The 16,327-nt window shown below is 74.7% G+C and carries 16 protein-coding genes and 1 pseudogene; 11 read left to right on the forward strand and 6 right to left on the reverse strand.

All coding sequences use genetic code 11. The features are described from left to right. Positions 1–36: 36 nt before the first annotated feature. Positions 37–1,818: a GAF domain-containing protein gene (locus tag ABZ641_RS02595; protein ID WP_359978652.1), complete on the forward strand. Its 1,782-nt coding sequence runs from the start codon at positions 37–39 to the stop codon at positions 1,816–1,818. A 25-nt stretch (positions 1,819–1,843) separates the two neighbouring features. Here the strand turns inward: ABZ641_RS02595 and ABZ641_RS02600 are convergent, their stop codons facing one another. From ABZ641_RS02600 to ABZ641_RS02620, 5 genes are all read right to left on the reverse strand, one after another. Next, the gene (locus tag ABZ641_RS02600) at positions 1,844–2,659 is read right to left on the reverse strand and encodes an HAD family hydrolase (protein ID WP_344624355.1); all 816 of its coding nucleotides are present in this window, start codon (positions 2,657–2,659) and stop codon (positions 1,844–1,846) included. Between the two features lie 83 nt (positions 2,660–2,742). Further along, positions 2,743–3,666 (reverse strand): hypothetical protein, encoded by a 924-nt coding sequence (locus tag ABZ641_RS02605; RefSeq protein ID WP_344624356.1) that lies wholly within the window; start codon positions 3,664–3,666, stop codon positions 2,743–2,745. A 95-nt stretch (positions 3,667–3,761) separates the two neighbouring features. Continuing rightward, on the reverse strand, positions 3,762–4,133 hold the full coding sequence (locus ABZ641_RS02610; protein ID WP_359978656.1) for a hypothetical protein: 372 nt from the start codon (positions 4,131–4,133) through the stop codon (positions 3,762–3,764). Positions 4,134–4,272: 139 nt separating this feature from the next. Next, entirely contained in the window at positions 4,273–4,866 is a 594-nt protein-coding gene (locus ABZ641_RS02615) for a hypothetical protein (protein WP_344624358.1), read from the reverse strand. 295 nt (positions 4,867–5,161) lie between these two features. Further along, positions 5,162–6,049 (reverse strand): LLM class flavin-dependent oxidoreductase, encoded by an 888-nt coding sequence (locus tag ABZ641_RS02620; RefSeq protein WP_344624359.1) that lies wholly within the window; start codon positions 6,047–6,049, stop codon positions 5,162–5,164. Positions 6,050–6,352: 303 nt separating this feature from the next. Here ABZ641_RS02620 and ABZ641_RS02625 point away from each other — a divergent pair, with 303 nt between their 5' ends. The 10 genes from ABZ641_RS02625 (at position 6,353) to ABZ641_RS02670 (ending at position 15,633) form a co-directional block, all read left to right on the forward strand. After that, the gene (locus tag ABZ641_RS02625) at positions 6,353–6,538 is read left to right on the forward strand and encodes a hypothetical protein (RefSeq protein WP_344624360.1); all 186 of its coding nucleotides are present in this window, start codon (positions 6,353–6,355) and stop codon (positions 6,536–6,538) included. Positions 6,539–6,709: 171 nt separating this feature from the next. Next, on the forward strand, positions 6,710–7,948 hold the full coding sequence (locus tag ABZ641_RS02630; RefSeq protein ID WP_359978659.1) for a hypothetical protein: 1,239 nt from the start codon (positions 6,710–6,712) through the stop codon (positions 7,946–7,948). 376 nt (positions 7,949–8,324) lie between these two features. Further along, positions 8,325–9,098, forward strand: coding sequence for a hypothetical protein (locus ABZ641_RS02635; protein ID WP_344624362.1), 774 nt, complete (start codon positions 8,325–8,327; stop codon positions 9,096–9,098). Positions 9,099–9,150: 52 nt separating this feature from the next. Continuing rightward, positions 9,151–9,948, forward strand: a complete 798-nt coding sequence (locus ABZ641_RS02640) for a hypothetical protein (RefSeq protein WP_344624363.1) — start codon at positions 9,151–9,153, stop codon at positions 9,946–9,948. Beyond that, positions 9,945–10,844 (forward strand): hypothetical protein, encoded by a 900-nt coding sequence (locus ABZ641_RS02645; protein ID WP_344624364.1) that lies wholly within the window; start codon positions 9,945–9,947, stop codon positions 10,842–10,844. The genes ABZ641_RS02640 and ABZ641_RS02645 overlap by 4 nt, the downstream gene beginning before the upstream one ends. Continuing rightward, positions 10,841–11,860, forward strand: coding sequence for a hypothetical protein (locus tag ABZ641_RS02650; protein ID WP_344624365.1), 1,020 nt, complete (start codon positions 10,841–10,843; stop codon positions 11,858–11,860). Before ABZ641_RS02645 ends, ABZ641_RS02650 begins: the two co-directional genes overlap by 4 nt. A gap of 167 nt (positions 11,861–12,027) precedes the next feature. Further along, the gene (locus ABZ641_RS02655) at positions 12,028–13,002 is read left to right on the forward strand and encodes an ABC transporter ATP-binding protein (RefSeq protein WP_344624366.1); all 975 of its coding nucleotides are present in this window, start codon (positions 12,028–12,030) and stop codon (positions 13,000–13,002) included. After that, a complete protein-coding gene (locus tag ABZ641_RS02660; protein WP_344624367.1) occupies positions 12,986–13,891 on the forward strand; it encodes an ABC transporter permease in 906 nt (301 codons plus the stop codon). The genes ABZ641_RS02655 and ABZ641_RS02660 overlap by 17 nt, the downstream gene beginning before the upstream one ends. Before the next feature lie 9 nt (positions 13,892–13,900). Continuing rightward, positions 13,901–14,818 carry an ABC transporter ATP-binding protein gene (locus ABZ641_RS02665; protein WP_344624368.1) on the forward strand — a complete coding sequence of 306 codons (918 nt, stop codon included), beginning with the start codon at positions 13,901–13,903 and terminating at the stop codon, positions 14,816–14,818. Between the two features lie 98 nt (positions 14,819–14,916). Further along, positions 14,917–15,633, forward strand: a complete 717-nt coding sequence (locus ABZ641_RS02670; protein WP_344624369.1) for an ABC transporter permease subunit — start codon at positions 14,917–14,919, stop codon at positions 15,631–15,633. Positions 15,634–15,660: 27 nt separating this feature from the next. Here the strand turns inward: ABZ641_RS02670 and ABZ641_RS02675 are convergent. Next, positions 15,661–16,327, reverse strand: a pseudogene (locus ABZ641_RS02675) (MFS transporter); the annotation flags it as partial.

Genomic DNA, 16,327 nt, shown 5'->3' on the forward strand with positions numbered 1-16,327 from the left:
CTGCGGGCCGGTCGGGTGCGGCATACGCTCGGCTGCATGGAGTCGCCTGCCGGCCGGGACCGGGACCGGGACCGGAGCCGGGGTCGGATCTCGGAGATCTCCTCGCTGGGCCTGGACACCCTGGTCAGCGAGGTGTCCGAGCGCCTGCAGTCGGCCGCCGCGGTCACCGACCGGATGCAGCGGCTGCTGGAGGCCGTGGTCTCGGTCGGCGCGGGCCTGGACCTGCACGTGACGCTGCAGCGGATCGCCGCCGGCGCCGCCGAGCTGGTCGACGCCGAGTACGCCGCCCTCGGCGTGGTCTCCCCGCAGGGCGGCCTCTCCGACTTCATCCACGTCGGCATCGACGACGCGACGGCGGCGCGGATCGGCGAGCTCCCGGCCGGCCGCGGCATCCTGGGCGCGCTGATCGACCGCCCGGAGTCGCTGCGCCTGGCCGATCTGCGGAAGGATCCGCGGTCGTCGGGCTTCCCGCCGCACCACCCGCAGATGACCTCGTTCCTGGGGGTGCCGATCCGGGTCCGCGGTGAGGTGTTCGGCAATCTGTACCTGACCGAGAAGCAGGGCGGCGGCGGTTTCACCCCGGAGGACGAGCAGGTGGTCCAGGCGCTGGCGACGGCCGCCGGGGTGGCGATCGAGAACGCCCGGTTGTACGAGGCGGGGCGCCGCCGGGAGCGGTGGATCGCGGGTGCGGCGGCGGTGACGACGGCGCTGCTCTCCACGGACGAGGCCGAGGTCGCGCTGACTGTCGCCGCCGAGCAGGTCCGGGACCTGGCGGACGGCGCGCTGGGGATGATCCTGCTGCCGACCTCGGACGGCCGGCTGCGGGTGGCGCACGCCTCGGGCGAGGCCGCCGAGTTCGTCCGGGGGGAGCTGATGCCGCAGGGCGGTTTCGCCGGGCGGCTGCTGGCGGGGGAGAGCGTCTACTTCGAGGACATGTCCACGGATCCGGACGTGGTGATCCGGTTGGCCCGCCGGTTCGGTCCTGCGTTGGCGGTGCCGATGGTGTCGGCGGGCCGGGTGCTCGGCGGGCTGGTGGTGTGGCGGACGCGGGGGGCGGCGCCGTTCACCGACGGGGAGAAGCAGCTCGCGCAGACCTTCGCCTCGCAGGCGGCGCTGGCGCTGCGGCTCGCCGAGGGCCAGCGGGACCAGCAGCGGCTGGCGGTGTTCCAGGACCGCGACCGGATCGCCCGTGACCTGCACGACCTGGTGATCCAGCGGCTGTTCGCCACCGGGATGATGCTGGAGGGGGCGGCTCGCCGGGCGGTCGTCCCGGAGGTGCGGGAGGGCATCGGCAAGGCGGTGGACGAGCTGGACGCGACGATCCAGGAGGTCCGCACCACGATCTACGCCCTGCAGCACGACACCGGGAACGAGCCGGACACCCTGCGCACCCGGGTGCTGCGGGAGGCCAGCCAGGCCGCGGCGGCGCTCGGGTTCAAGCCGTCGGTCGGGTTCACCGGGCCGGTGGAGAGCCTGGTGGGGGCGGGTACGGGCCGTCAGCTGCTGGCCGCGCTGCGGGAGATGCTGTCCAACACGGCCCGGCACGCCCGCGCGTCCCGGGTGGCGGTCGAGGTCGACGCGACGGTGCACCTGAACGCCGAGGGGCGGCCGCTCACCGGCGATCCCGAGGTGCTGGAGAGCGGGCGGCCCGGCGTGCTGCTGACGGTCACCGACGACGGCGTCGGCATCCCGGAGGGCGGCCGCCGCAGCGGGCTGCGCAACCTCGCCCGGCGCGCGGAGGCGCTGGGCGGCGACGCCTGGCACGAGCCCGGCCCGCGCGGCCGCGGCACCCGGGTCCGCTGGTCGGCCAGGCTCTGACCTCCCCGGCAGCGCCGCCCGCTTCTCAGAAGAGCGTCTCGATGACGGCCGCCACGCCGTCGTCCTCGTTGCTGACGGTGTGCTGGGCCACCGCGGCGAGCACGTCCGGGTGGGCGTTGGCGACGGCGTACGAGGCGCCGGCCCAGGCGAGCATCTCCAGGTCGTTCGGCATGTCGCCGAAGGCGACCACCTCGGAGCGGTCGATGCCCTGCTCGCCGCACCAGCGGGCCAGGGTGCTGGCCTTGGTGACGCCCGCGGCGCTGATCTCCAGCAGGCTGACCGGGCTGGACCGGGTGATCTCGGCGAGGTGCCCGGCGGCCTCGCGGGCGCGGACGAGGAAGGTGTCCGGGTCGAGGTCGGGGTGCTTGGCGAGCAGCTTGAACAGGCCGTCCACCCGGCCGTCGGCGATCAGCTTCTCGGCGTCCGCGACCGGGTGCTCCTTGTCGGACTCCCACATCACCAGGGTGTACTCGGGCTCCCGCGCGAACCCGCCGGGGAACTCGAAGGCGAACGCGGTGCCGGGCAGCCGCTCGCGCAGCGCGCGGACCACCGCCAGGGCCTCCTCGGTGCCGAGCGGGAAGGTCTCCAGCAGCTCGCCCCGCCGGACGTCGACGACCGCGCCGCCGTTGGAGCAGATGGCCACCCCGTGGCCGCCGATGTGTCCGCTGAGCTGGGCCATCCAGCGCGGCGGGCGGCCGGTCACGAAGACCACCTGCAGGCCGGCCCGCTCGGCCGCGGCGAGGGCCGCCGCCGTCCGGTCGGAGACGGTGCCGCCGCTGCACAGCAGGGTGCCGTCCAGGTCGGTGGCGATCAGGCGGGGGCGAGGGGTGGTGGGGGTCACCGGTCCATCTTCGCGTACCGGGCGGCGGCCCCGGGAGGGGGCGGTCCCGGGAGGGCCGGGGCGGGCCCTCCCGGGACGGGCGGTCAGGCGGCGCGCAGGGTCAGCGCGGCGGTGTGCAGCGTGCCGCCGGTCTGGAACTGCAGGTGCAGCCGCCAGTCGCCCGGCTTCGGCAGTTCGGCGTGGAAGGTCAGCTCGGGGCCGCCCGCCGCGCCCCGGGCCGCCTGCGGGTGCAGGTGGGCGAAGGCCTGGTCGCCGGCGTGGAAGGCGGTCAGGTGGGCGAAGGTGTCGAGGTAGGGCTGCAGGTCGGTGACGGGCCGGCCGTCCTTGCTGACGGTGACCTTCAGCTCGGTGGCGGTGCCCGCGGTGGGCGTGCCCGCCACGGTCAGCGTGTAGCCGTCGACGGTGGTGGTGGCGGCGGCGGCGGGCAGCGGGGTGTCGGCGGCGGTGCCCGGCACGGTCACCGGGCGGCTGAGCACGAGGCCCGCGCCCTTGCCCGGGCCGGCGTCCGGCACGAACGAGGCGTACACCCGCCAGCTGCCCGGCCGCAGCCCGGCGAGCGGCGCCGTCCAGGTGCCGTCGGCGGCCATCGCGGGGTGGAGGTGCTGGAAGCCGGTGAGGTCCGAGCGGATCGCGTAGAAGTGCATCGGCTTGGTCTGCTCGGGCTGGAAGGCGGTCAGCCGGGCGCCGTCCGGGCCAGCCACGGTGAACCGCAGTTCGGCGGGGGAGCCGCCGGGCAGTTCGGCCGCGGCCAGGTCCAGCCGGTAGCCGCCCTGTTCGGCGGCGAGTCCGTCGCCGGCGGCCGCTTCGTGGCCGCCCGCGTCGTGTCCGGGCATGTCGTGGCCGGTGGTGTCTCCGGTTCCGGCCGCGCCGGAGGCCGTGGCGTGGGCGTGGCCGCCCGAGCCGTGGTCCATGCCGGACATGCCGTCGCCGCTCGCGGCGGAGCCGCAGCCGGTCAGGGCGAGGGCGAGCAGGGCGGCCGCGAGCACGCGGGTTCGGCGGTTCTTCATGGTCACAGGTGTGCTCCGAGGTGTGCGGGCCCCGTCGGGGCCCGGTGAGGGCGGACGGCAGCGCCCGGATCCCCGCCGGGACCCGGGTGGCGCCTTCACCTGCGCGCCACGCACACCTTCAGCAGCAGCCCGCGCCCGCCGTCCGGGGGCGCCCGTCCGCTCTCCCCGGCCGTGGGTGCGGCACCCGGGCCGTCCGGTCCGGCCGCCGCACCGTCCCCGCACAGCGGGGCCGGACCCGGCGCGGGCAGCGGTGCGCCGCCCCGCGCCTGGGTGGAGACGCAGTGGCCGCCGGTGCCGTACGGCTGCGGCGCCCGGACGGCCGGTCCCCCGGCAGCCCGGACGGCCGACCCGTGGGGGTGCGCGGCGACGGCCGGCACGCCCGTACGGCGGTCGGTGTGGCAGCCGTCGGCCGCCGAGGCGGGGCTGCCGTGCATCAGGAAGAGGCCGAGCAGCAGGGCACAGAGCACGGCGGTCCTGGCACCGGTCGTCCTGCCGTGCACTGCGCCCCCCTCCGCCGTGGTGTCCCGTCCCGGCCGACGATACCCCCTCCCCGTATCGGCGGCCGGTGCGGACACTCCACGGCGGGCCGGCCCGCGCCGCCGCGGACTACTGCGGAGGCAGCTTGCCCAGCAGGGCGGCCAGCACCGTGCGGGACTGCTCGCGGGCGGCGGCCACGCCCTGCGCCTGCTCCACCGCCACGAACACCTCGACGACCGTCGCCCCGCGGCGGGCCGCGACGTGGACGAACGGGAACTCGGCCGCGCCGCCGCTCAGCGCGGAGGTCTGCCCCTCCTCGGCGTAGACCTCGTCGGCGGCGGTGGTCCGCGGCGGGGCGACCTCGCGGGTGGCCCGGTACTTCCGGCCGTACTGGTCGTCGGTCACCTCCTGGCACCGGCGGGCGTCGGTGCGCAGCGCGGACACCGCCTCGTGCGCGTCCTCGGCCCGCACGTACACCTCGGCCGCCGAACGGCCGAGCACCGCGGCGTTCGCGCCGGCCGCCGACCGGCGCACCGTCCGCGCCATCGCCCCGATCAGGCCGGTGCCCTGGGAGTTCGGCACGTACGCGCAGGAGGTGTCGACCATCCGCTCGGCCAGGGCGGCCACCTCGTAGGGATCGCCGGGTACGAACCCGGCCGCCCACTCCTGCGGCTTCAGCGCCACCGAGGCGGCGAGCGCCGGGGCGTCGGGGGCCTCCCGCACCGCGGGCGCACTCGAGCCGGCCGCCCCCGTGGCGGACGGCGCGGCGGCGGACGGTGCGGCGGTCGCGGTCGTGGACGAGGGGGCAGCGGCGCCGCTCGAACCGGACCCGCTGCACGCGGAGAGCAGGAGGACGGAAGCGAGCCCGCAGACAGCGGTTGTCCTTCGTATGAATGGATGTGTCACGGAGGACAACTAAATCATCATCAGATCGCCCCGGTGGGTAACGGTTTGCGATCGTCGCAGGCGGTCGGGGCGCACTTCGCGCGACGGCGCGTGCGCCCCGGCGCGCCGCGGTTCACCCCAGCTGGGCCAGGCCCTCGGTGGCGATCTCCTCGAACACGGCGAGGTCGTTCTCGAAGATCGAGTCGGGGACGGGCCAGTGGATCACCAGCTCGGTGATGCCGATCTCGCGGTAGGTGCCGGCCCAGTCCACGAAGGCGCCCAGCGACTGCAGCGGCTTCTCCGCCGTCGAGCCCTGGAGCAGCACCTTCTCCAGCTCGGCCACGTCGCGGCTGCGGGCCTCGCACGCCGCCGTCAGCTTCGCCAGCTGCGCGGCGATCACCGCGGGCGCCTGCTCCACCGGAACGTCCGCCGGACCCTTCGGGTCCCCGTACGTCACCCAGCCCTGGCCGTACTCGGCCGCGAGCCGCAGCCCGCGCGGGCCGGTCGCCGCCACGTAGAACGGCAGCCGCGGCGTCTGCACGCAGCCGGGGATGTTCCGGGCCTCGACGGCCGAGTAGTACGTGCCCGCGCTGGTCGTCGAGTCCTCGCGCAGCAGCTCGTCCAGCAGCGGCAGGAACTCGCCGAACCGGTCCGCCCGCTCCTTCGGCGACCACGCCTCCTGCCCGAGCGCCGTCGCGTCGAACCCGATCCCGCCGGCCCCGATGCCCAGCGTCATCCGGCCGCCGGACACGTCGTCCAGCGTGATGAGCTCCTTCGCCAGCGTCACCGGGTGGCGGAAGTTCGGCGAGGTCACCAGCGTCCCGAGCCGCATCCGCTCGGTCGCCGTCGCGGCGGCCGTCAGCGTCGGGACCGACCCGAACCACGGCTCGTCCCGGAACGACCGCCAGGACAGGTGGTCGTACGTGTAGGCGGCGTGGAAGCCGAGGTCCTCGGCACGCCGCCAGATCTTCTGCCCCTCGCTCCACCGGTGGATGGGGAGGATCACGGTGCTCAAGCGCATGCCCTCGACCCTACGGGACCCCCGGCGCGACAGCCGTGGCGGCGGCCGCGAGGTCGGCGGGCAAGGTGCTCGACCACCGCTGCGAACGAGGCACGGTCGTCCCTCTCGACGGCCGGGTTCGGCTCCCGGTCGACGAAGTGCGATCGGCGGGCCGGCGCGTGACGTCAAAGCCTTCGAATCAAAAAGATTGACGGACGATCGGAGAAGGCAGGATCACGACATGACTCCGCGTGATCATGATCTTCCTGACGGTGTCGACGCGAGGAGTCCGTCCGTCGATCGCCGAACGGCACGTTCCGGCTCATGCGCGGTGGGGCACTCGCCGTCCTCGGAATCGTGCTGATCGTCGGCACCGCGCTGGGCTGGTTCCCGCTGGGGGACGATCCATTCGTACGCCACGTGCCCCAGCTGGCAGGAGTCCTGATGATCGGACAGGGAGCGCTCTGGGTCGCCCGGTCGCGGACGGGCCAGGACGGCTCCCGACCTTGAGCGCCCGGTGACCTGAGGAGCCGGCTCGCCGGGAGGTCTCCACCGCAGCACGTGACGGCTCGGCCCGCTCCCGGTCCTTCGTCCCCGACCCCCCGGCGGCGGGCGTCGGCGGCGCCTTCTACGCTTCGGTCTCGCGCCGCGGCCGCGGCGGGTCGAGGGAGGGGACCGGCAATGAGCAGTGGCGGGGACTGGCGGGGGCCGCACCACGGGCCCGGTGCTCCGGGCGGGGTGCCCCGGGGGTACGTCGTGGAGGCGCCGAAGCCCGGGGTGGTGCCGCTCCGGCCGCTGGGCGTCGGCGAGATCATCTCGGGCGTCTTCACGACCGTGCAGCGCTACCCGGCCGCCCTGCTCGTGCCGGTGATGTGGACGGCCCTGGCCGCCGTCGCGGCGTTCGGCGCGTTCGCCGCCGTCGCCGCCGTCGCACTGGACGGGCCGTGGCAGGCCGTCCACAACGACGAGCTGCCCTCCACGGCGGACGCGGTCGCCGTGGCGGCGACCGTCGCCGGCGCCTTCCTGCTCCTCCTGGTGGTCCTGACGGCGCTCTCCGCCGTCTCCTCGGCGACCGCCACGGTGGTGGTGCGGTACGCCGTGATCGGCCGCAGGATCTCCACCCGGGAGGTCTGGGCCGAGGCACGGCCGATGCTGTGGCGGGTGCTGGCGACGCAGCTGCTCACCGGCCTGATCTGCGCGGGCGTCCTCGTGGTCTCCTTCGTGCTCCCGGTGCTCGCCGGGCTGCTGTTCGGCTCCGAGGCGGGGATCGTCCTGGGCGCGCTGTTCTTCCTCCCGGGCTGGGTGGGCGCGGTCTACGTGCAGGTGCGCCTGGTCCTGGAGGTGCCCGTCCTGGTTCTGGAGGACGCCCGGCCGGTCGCCGCGATCCGCCGCGCCTGGCGGCTGAACGAGGGCAACTGGTGGCGCAGCCTGGGCATCCCGTACATCGTCGGACTGGTCGGTTCGTTCGCCGCCCAGATCGTCGCGGTGCCGTGCATGGTGGTCGGCATGTTCGTGCTGTTCGCCTCGATGGGGAGCACGGCGGCGGGAGACCCGTACGCGCAGGCGTCCCCGCCGAGCGTGGCCGCACTGGTGACCTTCGCCTTCTGCACGGTGATCGGCGTCGTGCTCGCCACCGCACTCACCGTCCCGCTGACCCCGCTCACCAACGGCCTGCTGTACATCGACCGCCGGATCCGGCGCGAGAGCCTGGACGTCGCCCTCGCCGAGGCGGCGGGCCTGTCCGCCCGGCCGGCCGCGTACGTTCCGGGCCAGCCCGGCGCCCCCGCCGCCGAACGACCCGGCCCGGCCGAACCCGCCCCGGCCGGACCTGCGGCGGACGGGCCCGCGGCGGACGGGCCCGCGGCGGACGGGCCCCCGGCGGACGGGCCGACGGGGAAGCAGGAGCCCGGCGAGGACTGACACCGGCAGAACCGCCGCTCGTTGCGGTTCGATCACGACGTGTCGGACATGGGTGGACCTCGCGCGGAATGTCTCCGGGAACTCGATTGTCGGCCGGGTCGCCGCGCTCTCATAATTCCGTGTCACGCGTGGTCAGAGGCTCGGACGGCGGCGAACGGGGGTGCCCGTCCGGAGCCCGCGCGCGGCAATCCGCCTGCCTTTTACGGGGAGTCCCTTGTCTGCGCCCGAAAACGCGCCCGTGCCCGAGAGCGCGCCCGCGCCCGAACCCGCCGGAGCTCCGGCCGCGCCCGAAGCTCCGGCCTCACCGGGCGCCGAGATGCCCGCACCCGCCGCTGCCCCAGAGGGTTCTGACGGCCAGGCCGTTCCGGCCCGCGCCGTGACGGTGCGGCAGCTTCCGCGCGCGGCCCGGGTGGTGCTGGCCGCGGTCGGCCTGCTCGCCGTGACGGCGGCCAGTGCCACCGCCACCGTGGCCGTCGGACGGTCCGACGACCCGCCGCGGGCCGTCGCGGCACCGTCCGCCGCCCCGGCGGCCACGGTCTCCGCCACCCCCTCCGCGGCGCCGTCCCCGGCGCCGTCCCCGGCGGCGCCCTCGCCCTCGCCGACGCCCTCGCCGACGCCCTCCCCGGCGAGCACCGTGCACGGCACCGTCGACGGCTCCACGCACGGCGGCGACATCCGCTACTTCCTGCTGCCGCTGCCGGCCGGCGCCGAGTCCTACGGGGCCTCGGACGGCACCACGCTGAGCACCGACGACGTCGCCGGGCAGTTCGGCAACGCGTCGGAGATGCCGGAGATCCTCCGCTCGTACGGCTACAAGGACGACGCCGCGGATCGCCGCTACCGCACCGCCGACGGCACCCAGGAGGTGTACGTCCGGCTGCTGCGCTTCAAGAGCCGGCAGATGGCCAAGGAGTTCGCCGACGGGCTGAGCTTCAAGCACGGCGACACCTTCGACATCGCGGGCGACGACAACGCCAAGGGCATCATGCTCAAGCCCGAACAGGAGGCCTGGACGGGGAAGATGGTCGGCGTCTCCTTCTCCGGTGACGTCCAGTACGAGATCACCGTGTACGTGAAGGGCACGCCCGACAGGGCGCTGCTGGTCGACGCGATGAAGCGCCAGCGCGAACGGCTGGCCACCGGTGGCTGAGCCCAGGCCGGAGACGGATCCGGCGACCTCCCCCTCCGAGCAGGAGCACCCCGTGACCACCGACATCCCGGCGTCCCCCGACACCGGCACCGAGACCGGCATCGACACCGGCACCGAGACCGACACCGAAGCCGCGGCCCCGGTCGTGCCCGGCCGGGCCCCGCGGACCGCCCGGCTGCTGCTCGCCGCCGTGCTGCTCGGGCCGGTGCTCGGCGCCGGCATCGGCTACGCCGTCCAGGCCGCCAGGCCCGAGACGCCGCTGCCGCCGCTCGCCGTCGAGGCCCTGCACTACCCGGCGCAGCCGCTCGACCCGGCCGCCGCCGCGGCCGCCGAACCCAAGCCGCTCGCCATCGACGGCGACCTGCGGAAGCTGCTGATCGGGCGCCCTGCCGACGCCGAGGAGTGGGACAACTACGGCTACGGCGACACCGGCGTGGGCTGGCTCAGCGCCGGCGACAAGGCGATGATGGTCGGCGATTCGGCCGGCGAGTTCCGCCGCCTGATGCAGCACCACTTCCGGCGGGACGCACTGCTCGCCTACCGCCGCGGCGACGTGCACTACCGGATCGAGCTCATCCAGTTCGGCGCGGACGACATCGGATCGGCCGCCTCGGCGTTCACGATCGTCGTCCCGAAGAACGGCGGGACGATCGAGGGCACCGTCAACGGCCACTACGAGGCCCCCGCGGAGCCGGAGCACTACGCCGACAGCACCGAGGAGTACTACTCCGCCCAGGCGACGGCCGTCCGCGGATCCGTCGTCATGCGGATCGAGATGTTCTCCCCGAAGCCCGTCGACGGCCAAGAGATCAAGAACCTGGCGATCCGTCAGTGGGAGCGGCTGAAGTGAGCGACACCACCATGAACCCGGCCGCCCACGAGCTCGCAGCGGAGCCCGCCGCCGAGCTGCCGCCGGCACCCCCCGAGCAGCCCGATCCGACCGTGCAGCCCGATCCGACCGTGCAGCCGGCACCGACCGCACCGCCGGCATCCGCCGGGCCGGGGCGGGCGCGGGTGCCGTTCGCCGTCCGGGCCACCGCGTCCGTGGCGGCCGCGGCACTGCTCGGCGTCGGCATCGGTCTCGGCATCCTCCACACCGAGCAGGACGAGCGGCCCGCGGCGTCCGCGTCCGCGGCCCCCTCGGGTGCGCCGTCCGCCTCGGCCACGCCGTCCTTCGGCGCCAAGCAGGGCGGCAGCCACTTCGGTTCCATGCGGGACCTGCTGCTCCCGGTGCCGGCCGGCTTCCACCTGGGCCCGGACTCCGGTCAGTTCGGCAACGACACCGAACTGACCGAGGAACAGCGCAAGGCGTGGGTCGAGGACGAGGTCCGCGGCCTGCCCGCCAAGCTGCAGGACGGCGTCCGCAAGGCCTGGCAGCAGTCCGTCCTCAAGGGCGGCGGCGTGCGTGGCCTGGCGTCCGACGACGGCAGCCTGCAGGTGACCGTCTGGCTGCTGCAGTACCACCAGGACGCCGTCCGGGCGCACGACGCCTGGGTGGCGGCGCTCGGCTCGGACTCCGGGCTGTTCCGCGGCGGACCGCAGATCCCGGGCCACCCCGAGGCGCACTGCTACCTGCCGCACCTGGCCCCGGGCGCGGAGATCGACGAGCTGGAGTGCTCGGCCGCGGTCGGCGACCTGCGGGTGGTGCTGAGCGTGCAGGGCATCGCCCCGCTGCCGAAGGACCGCATCGTCCCCCTCTTCGCCCAGCAGCTCGACCGGCTGGCCATCCCCGGAGCGTCCGCATGACCGACACCACCGCCCCCGTGCCGCCGGCCCCGGAACCCGCCCCGGAAGCCCCCACCACGGAAAATCCCACCACGGAGATGACCGCCGTCGAGGCGTCCGTGGCCGGGACGCCCGCGCCCGGCGACGCCTGGGGCCGCGCTCCCGAACTGCTGGAGTCGGCGGGCGCCGACCGCCCCCGCAGCCGGGCCACCCTGCTCCGCTGGGGCGCGGCCGCCCTCGTGCTGCTGCTGTCCGGCACCGGGGCGGCGCTCGCCGTCGCCGCGCCGGACCGCACCGACATCCCGGGCCTGGCCACCCCCAACGACGGCCGGTACGCCTTCCCGCCGCTGACGCTCCCTCCGCTTCCGTCGGGCAAACCCGCACCGGACGACGCGGCCTCGTACGGCCGCCACTTCGCGGACCTGCGCGGTCTGCTGCTGCCGCTGCCCGAGGGCGCGGTGCCGGAGCGGCCCGCCGCCGGCGCGCCCGCACCGGCAGCACCGGCGAGCGGTGCCCCGGCGAGCGGTGCCCCGTCCCCCGGTACCTCGGCGAGCAGTGCGCCGTCCGCCGGTGCCCCGTCTGCCGGTGCCGCCGGTGGCGTGTCCTTCGTCGCCTGCGCCGACTACACGGCGGGCAACGCGGCGAAGGCCCGGCTGGACGCGGGAATGACCGAGTTCGCCTGCCGGGCGGCCACCCGCAGGACCTGGACGGCGGCCGACGGCACCCGCACCGACATCTGGCTGTTCCGGTTCGGCTCGCGCGGGGAGGCGAGCGGCATGCTGGCCGAGCTCGGCTCGTCCCTGCCCGCGGGCGTGCCCGAACTCGGCTTCTCCGACGTCGAGGTCGACCCGTCGCTCGGCGTGGCCACCCTGTCCGTGCGGGCGTCCGAGGAGAAGGCGAAGGGGCAGCCCACCGCCCGCGCGGCCTTCCTGGCCCAGGGCGACGTTGCCGTGAGCATCGTGATGACCAACCCGGCCGGGGTGCCGCTGCAGGCCTACCGGCAGGTGACCCTGCTGCAGTCGCAGATGCTGCGGTGATTCCAGGCTGATGCCGGGCTGATGCCTGGCCGACGATCCCGTCCGGGCAGGTCACGGGCGGCGGCGACCCCTAGGGGACGTCGCCGCCCCGTCATACCGGAGGATCACGCCGGGCTCGTCATCCCAGCTCATTCCCGTGGGGGCGCCGCACCACTACGTTGAGGGGCGTGTCCACAGTCATCGCAACGGACGGCCTCACCAAGAGGTTCCCCCGGGTCACCGCCCTCGACCAGCTGACCGTAGAGGTGCAGCCCGGGGTGGTCGGCCTGGTGGGCGCCAACGGGGCGGGCAAGTCCACCCTGATCAAGATCCTGCTCGGGCTCTCCCCGGCCACCTCCGGCACCGGCCGCGTGCTCGGCCTCGACATCGCCACCGAGGGCGCCGCGATCCGCGAGCGGGTCGGCTACATGCCCGAGCACGACTGCCTGCCGCCGGACGTCTCCGCGACCGAGTTCGTGGTGCACATGGCCCGGATGGCCGGCCTGCCCGCCGCGGCCGCCCGCGAGCGCACCGCCGACATCCTGCGCCACGTCGGCCTGTACGAGGAGCGCTACCGCCCGATGGGCGGCTACTCGACGGGCATGAAGCAGCGGGTCAAGCTCGCCCAGGCACTCGTCCACGACCCGCAGCTGGTGCTGCTCGACGAGCCGACCAACGGCCTCGACCCGGTCGGCCGCGACGAGATGCTGGGCCTGATCCGCCGGGTGCACACCGACTTCGGCATCTCGGTGCTGGTCACCACGCACCTGCTCGGCGAGCTGGAGCGCACCTGCGACCACCTGGTGGTGATCGACGGGGGCCGGCTCCTGCGGTCCTCCTCCACCGCCTCCTTCACCGAGGCCACCCAGGTCCTCGCGGTCGAGGTGACCGACCACCCGCAGGACGCCCTCGCCGACCCGGACGCCGCCGTCCGCGAGCGGCTCGCCGCGGCCGGGCTCTCCGTCGCCATGGACGGCTCCCGGATCCTGCTCGTCGAGATCCAGGACGACAGCACCTACGACACCGTCCGCGACACCGTCGCCGACCTCGGTCTCGGCCTGGTCCGCCTGGAGCAGCGCCGCCACCGGGTCGCCGAGATCTTCACCCAGCCCGCCGACCGCGCCGAGCGGACAGGAGGTCCCGCAGATGCATCCGTCTCCTGACGCCCGCACCGCCGCCGACGGCGGAGTGATCCACAACATCGGCTACCGCCGTTACGAGGGCCCCAGGCTGGGCCGCGGCTACGCCACCCGTTCGCTGTACCAGCAGAGCCTGCGCGCCGCCTTCGGACTCGGCCGCTCCGGCCGCTCCAAGGTGCTGCCGATGGTGGTGCTGGCGCTGCCGCTGCTCCTCGCCCTGATCGTGGCCGCCATCCAGATCTTCATGAAGATGGAGAAGCCGATCCTGGACTACACCGGGCTCCTGGGCTGGATCGGCGTGCTGACCTGGATCTTCCTCGCGGCCCAGGCGCCGGTGCTGCTCTCCCGCGACCTGCGGCACCACACCGTCCCGCTGTACTTCTCCCGCCCGATCACCCGCGCCGACTACGTGCGGGCCAAGTTCGCGGCGATGACCAGCGCGATGATGATCGTCATGGCCGGCCCGCTGCTGGTGCTCTACCTCGGCGCGCTGCTCGGCCGGATGGACTTCGGCCACCACACCGTCCACCTGCTCTACGGCTTGGTCACCGCCCTGCTCTACGCGGTCGTCTACTCCGCGATCGGCCTGCTGATCGCGGCGAGCACGCCGCGCCGCGGCTTCGGCGTCGCGTCGATCATGGGCGTGATGGCGGTCAGCAGCGTGATCGCCCGGATCGTCTACGTGCTGGCCGGCGGCGAGTGGGCGGAGGTCCCGGAGAAGGCCAACTGGGCCGCGATGCTCTCGCCGAGCTGGCTCGTCGAGGGCTTCACCAACCAGGTCTTCGGCCTGGTCGCCAACTCGCGCGTGGTGCACGCCCCCGGTGCCGGTGCCGCCCTGCTCTTCGGCGCCGAGATCCTGCTGCTCGCCGCAGCCTGCTACTGGTTCACCGACCGCCGCTACCGGAAGATCTGAGAGCTCGCCATGGCCGTCATCACCATCGACCGGGTCTCCCGCTGGTTCGGCAACGTCGTCGCCGTGAACGACGTCTCCATGCAGATCGGGCCGGGCGTCACCGGCCTGCTCGGCCCCAACGGCGCCGGCAAGTCCACCCTCATCCACATGATGAGCGGCTTCCTGCCGCCGTCCGCCGGCGAGGTCTCCCTCGACGGCGTCCCGATCTGGCGCAACCAGGAGGCGTACCGGGCGATCGGACTCGTCCCCGAGCGCGAGTCGATGTACGACTACCTGACGGGTTGGGAGTTCGTCCTCGCCAACGCGGAGCTGCACGGCCTCGCCGACCCGGCCGCCGCCGCCCGGCGCGCCCTCGGCCTGGTCGAGATGGAGTACGCCCAGGACCGGAAGACCGGCACCTACTCCAAGGGCATGAAGCAGCGGGTCAAGATGGCCTCCGCGCTCGTCCACGACCCCGCCGTGCTGCTGCTCGACGAGCCGTTCAACGGCATGGACCCGCGCCAGCGCCTCCAGCTGATGGAGCTGCTGCGCCGCTTCGGCGCCGAGGGCCGCACGGTGCTCTTCTCCTCGCACATCCTGGAGGAGGTCGAGCAGCTCGCCCGGCACATCGAGGTCGTGGTCGCCGGACGGCACGCGGCATCCGGCGACTTCCGCAGGATCCGGCGGCTGATGACCAGCCGCCCGCACCGCTACCTGGTCCGCTCCAGCGACGACCGCCGGCTGGCCGCCGCACTGATCGCGGACGGCTCCACCGCCGGCATCGAGTTCGACGGACAGGAGCGCGCCCTGCGCATCCAGGCCGTCGACTTCCAGGGCTTCACCACCCTGCTCCCCCGGGTCGCCAAGGACGCCGGCATCCGGCTCTACACCGTCTCCCCGGCCGACGAGTCGCTGGAGAGCGTCTTCTCCTACCTCGTCGCCTCCTGAGCCGTCCCGGACCGTCCCCGGACATCCCCGGACAGTCCCCGAACCGGCCGGACCCGCCGGCACCCACGCCCGAACCACGCCCGAAGGAAGGCCGAACCGTGAACGTGACCGTCGCCAGGCTGACCGTGCGCGGCCTGCTGGGGCGCCGCAGCGGCATCCTGCTGCTGGTCGTCCCCGCCCTGCTGCTGCTCGTCGCCGTCATCGCCCGGCTGACCGCCGACACCCCGGAGGACCTCGCCGCCACCGTCCTCGGCCGGCTCGGCATGGGCACCCTGCTGCCGATCCTGGCGCTGGTGGTCGGCACCGGCGTGATCGCCACCGAGATCGAGGACGGCTCGATCGTCTACCTGCTCGCCAAGCCGCTGCCCCGGCACTGGATCATCACCACCAAGCTGACCGTGGCCGTCGCCGCGACCTGGCTGCTCGCCGCCGTGCCCACCCTGATCGCCGGCCTGGTGCTCTGCGGCACCCGGGACGGCCTGGCCGTCGCCTACACCGCCGGCACACTGGTCGCCGGCACCGCGTACAGCGCGCTCTTCCTGCTGCTCGGCGTCGCCACCCGGCACGCGGTGGTGGCCGGACTCGGCTACGCGCTGGTCTGGGAGAGCCTGGTGGGCAACTTCGTGCCCGGCGCCCGGACGCTGAGCGTCCAGCAGTGGGGCCTGTCGGTGGCGAAGTCGATCGCCGCCCGGGGCTCGATCGAGGCGGACGTGGCGCTCACGGTCGCCGTCCCGCTGCTGGTCGTCGTCGCGGTGGCCTCCACCCTGCTGGCCGCCGTCCGCCTCGGCGGCCTCACCCTCGCCGGGGAGGAGTGAGGCAGCCGCGGCACGGGGACGGGGACGTCAGCGGACGGTGACGTCCCGTCCCGCTCCCCAGCCCGCCGCGGCGGCGGCGCCCGCCAGCACCAGCAGCAGGGCCAGCGGCACCGTCCACCCGCCGGTCGCCTGGTGCAGCGCACCGGCACCGACCGGCCCGGCCGCCGCCACCAGGTAGCCGACGGCCTGCGCCATCCCGCTCAGCCGGGCGGCGCCCGCCGCGCTGTCGGTGCGCAGCACGATGAAGGCCAGCGCCAGACCGAGCGAGCCGCCCTGGGCGACGCCGAGGACGGCGGCCGCCGCCCACGCCCCGGAGACCGGGGCGAGCAGCAGGACGGCGATGCCGGCGCCGTTGAGCACGGCCATCGCCGCGGCCAGCGCCCGCTGGCGGGTCATCCGGCCGGCGACCAGCGGCACCAGGAAGGCCCCGGCCACCTGCACCAGGTTGGAGAAGGCGAAGACCAGGCCGGCCTCGCCGCGGTCCATCCCGTGGTCGGCCAGCACCGTGGGCATCCAGGCGACCAGGCTGTAGACCAGCAGCGACGAGATCCCCATGAAGGCGCTGATCTGCCAGGCCGCCCCGGAGCGCCACGGGCCGCGGCCCGCCGTGCCGTGAGCCGTCCGCGGCGCGGCCGCGGGGACGGCCCCCCCGCTGCCGAAAACGCTGACCCACACGGGGGCGGGGTAGTGGTGC

The sequence above is a fragment of the Kitasatospora sp. NPDC007106 genome, assembly GCF_040634455.1.
In the GTDB taxonomy this organism is placed as follows: domain Bacteria; phylum Actinomycetota; class Actinomycetes; order Streptomycetales; family Streptomycetaceae; genus Kitasatospora; species Kitasatospora arboriphila.

Coding starts and splice junctions, on each gene's coding strand:
- ABZ641_RS02665 (WP_344624368.1), top strand. CDS start 13,901: ATGGCCGTCATCACCATCGACCGGGTCTCCCGCTGGTTCGGCAACGTC.
- ABZ641_RS02620 (WP_344624359.1), bottom strand. CDS start 6,049: ATGCGCTTGAGCACCGTGATCCTCCCCATCCACCGGTGGAGCGAGGGG.
- ABZ641_RS02660 (WP_344624367.1), top strand. CDS start 12,986: ATGCATCCGTCTCCTGACGCCCGCACCGCCGCCGACGGCGGAGTGATC.
- ABZ641_RS02625 (WP_344624360.1), top strand. CDS start 6,353: ATGCGCGGTGGGGCACTCGCCGTCCTCGGAATCGTGCTGATCGTCGGC.
- ABZ641_RS02630 (WP_359978659.1), top strand. CDS start 6,710: ATGAGCAGTGGCGGGGACTGGCGGGGGCCGCACCACGGGCCCGGTGCT.
- ABZ641_RS02650 (WP_344624365.1), top strand. CDS start 10,841: ATGACCGACACCACCGCCCCCGTGCCGCCGGCCCCGGAACCCGCCCCG.
- ABZ641_RS02605 (WP_344624356.1), bottom strand. CDS start 3,666: ATGAAGAACCGCCGAACCCGCGTGCTCGCGGCCGCCCTGCTCGCCCTC.
- ABZ641_RS02595 (WP_359978652.1), top strand. CDS start 37: ATGGAGTCGCCTGCCGGCCGGGACCGGGACCGGGACCGGAGCCGGGGT.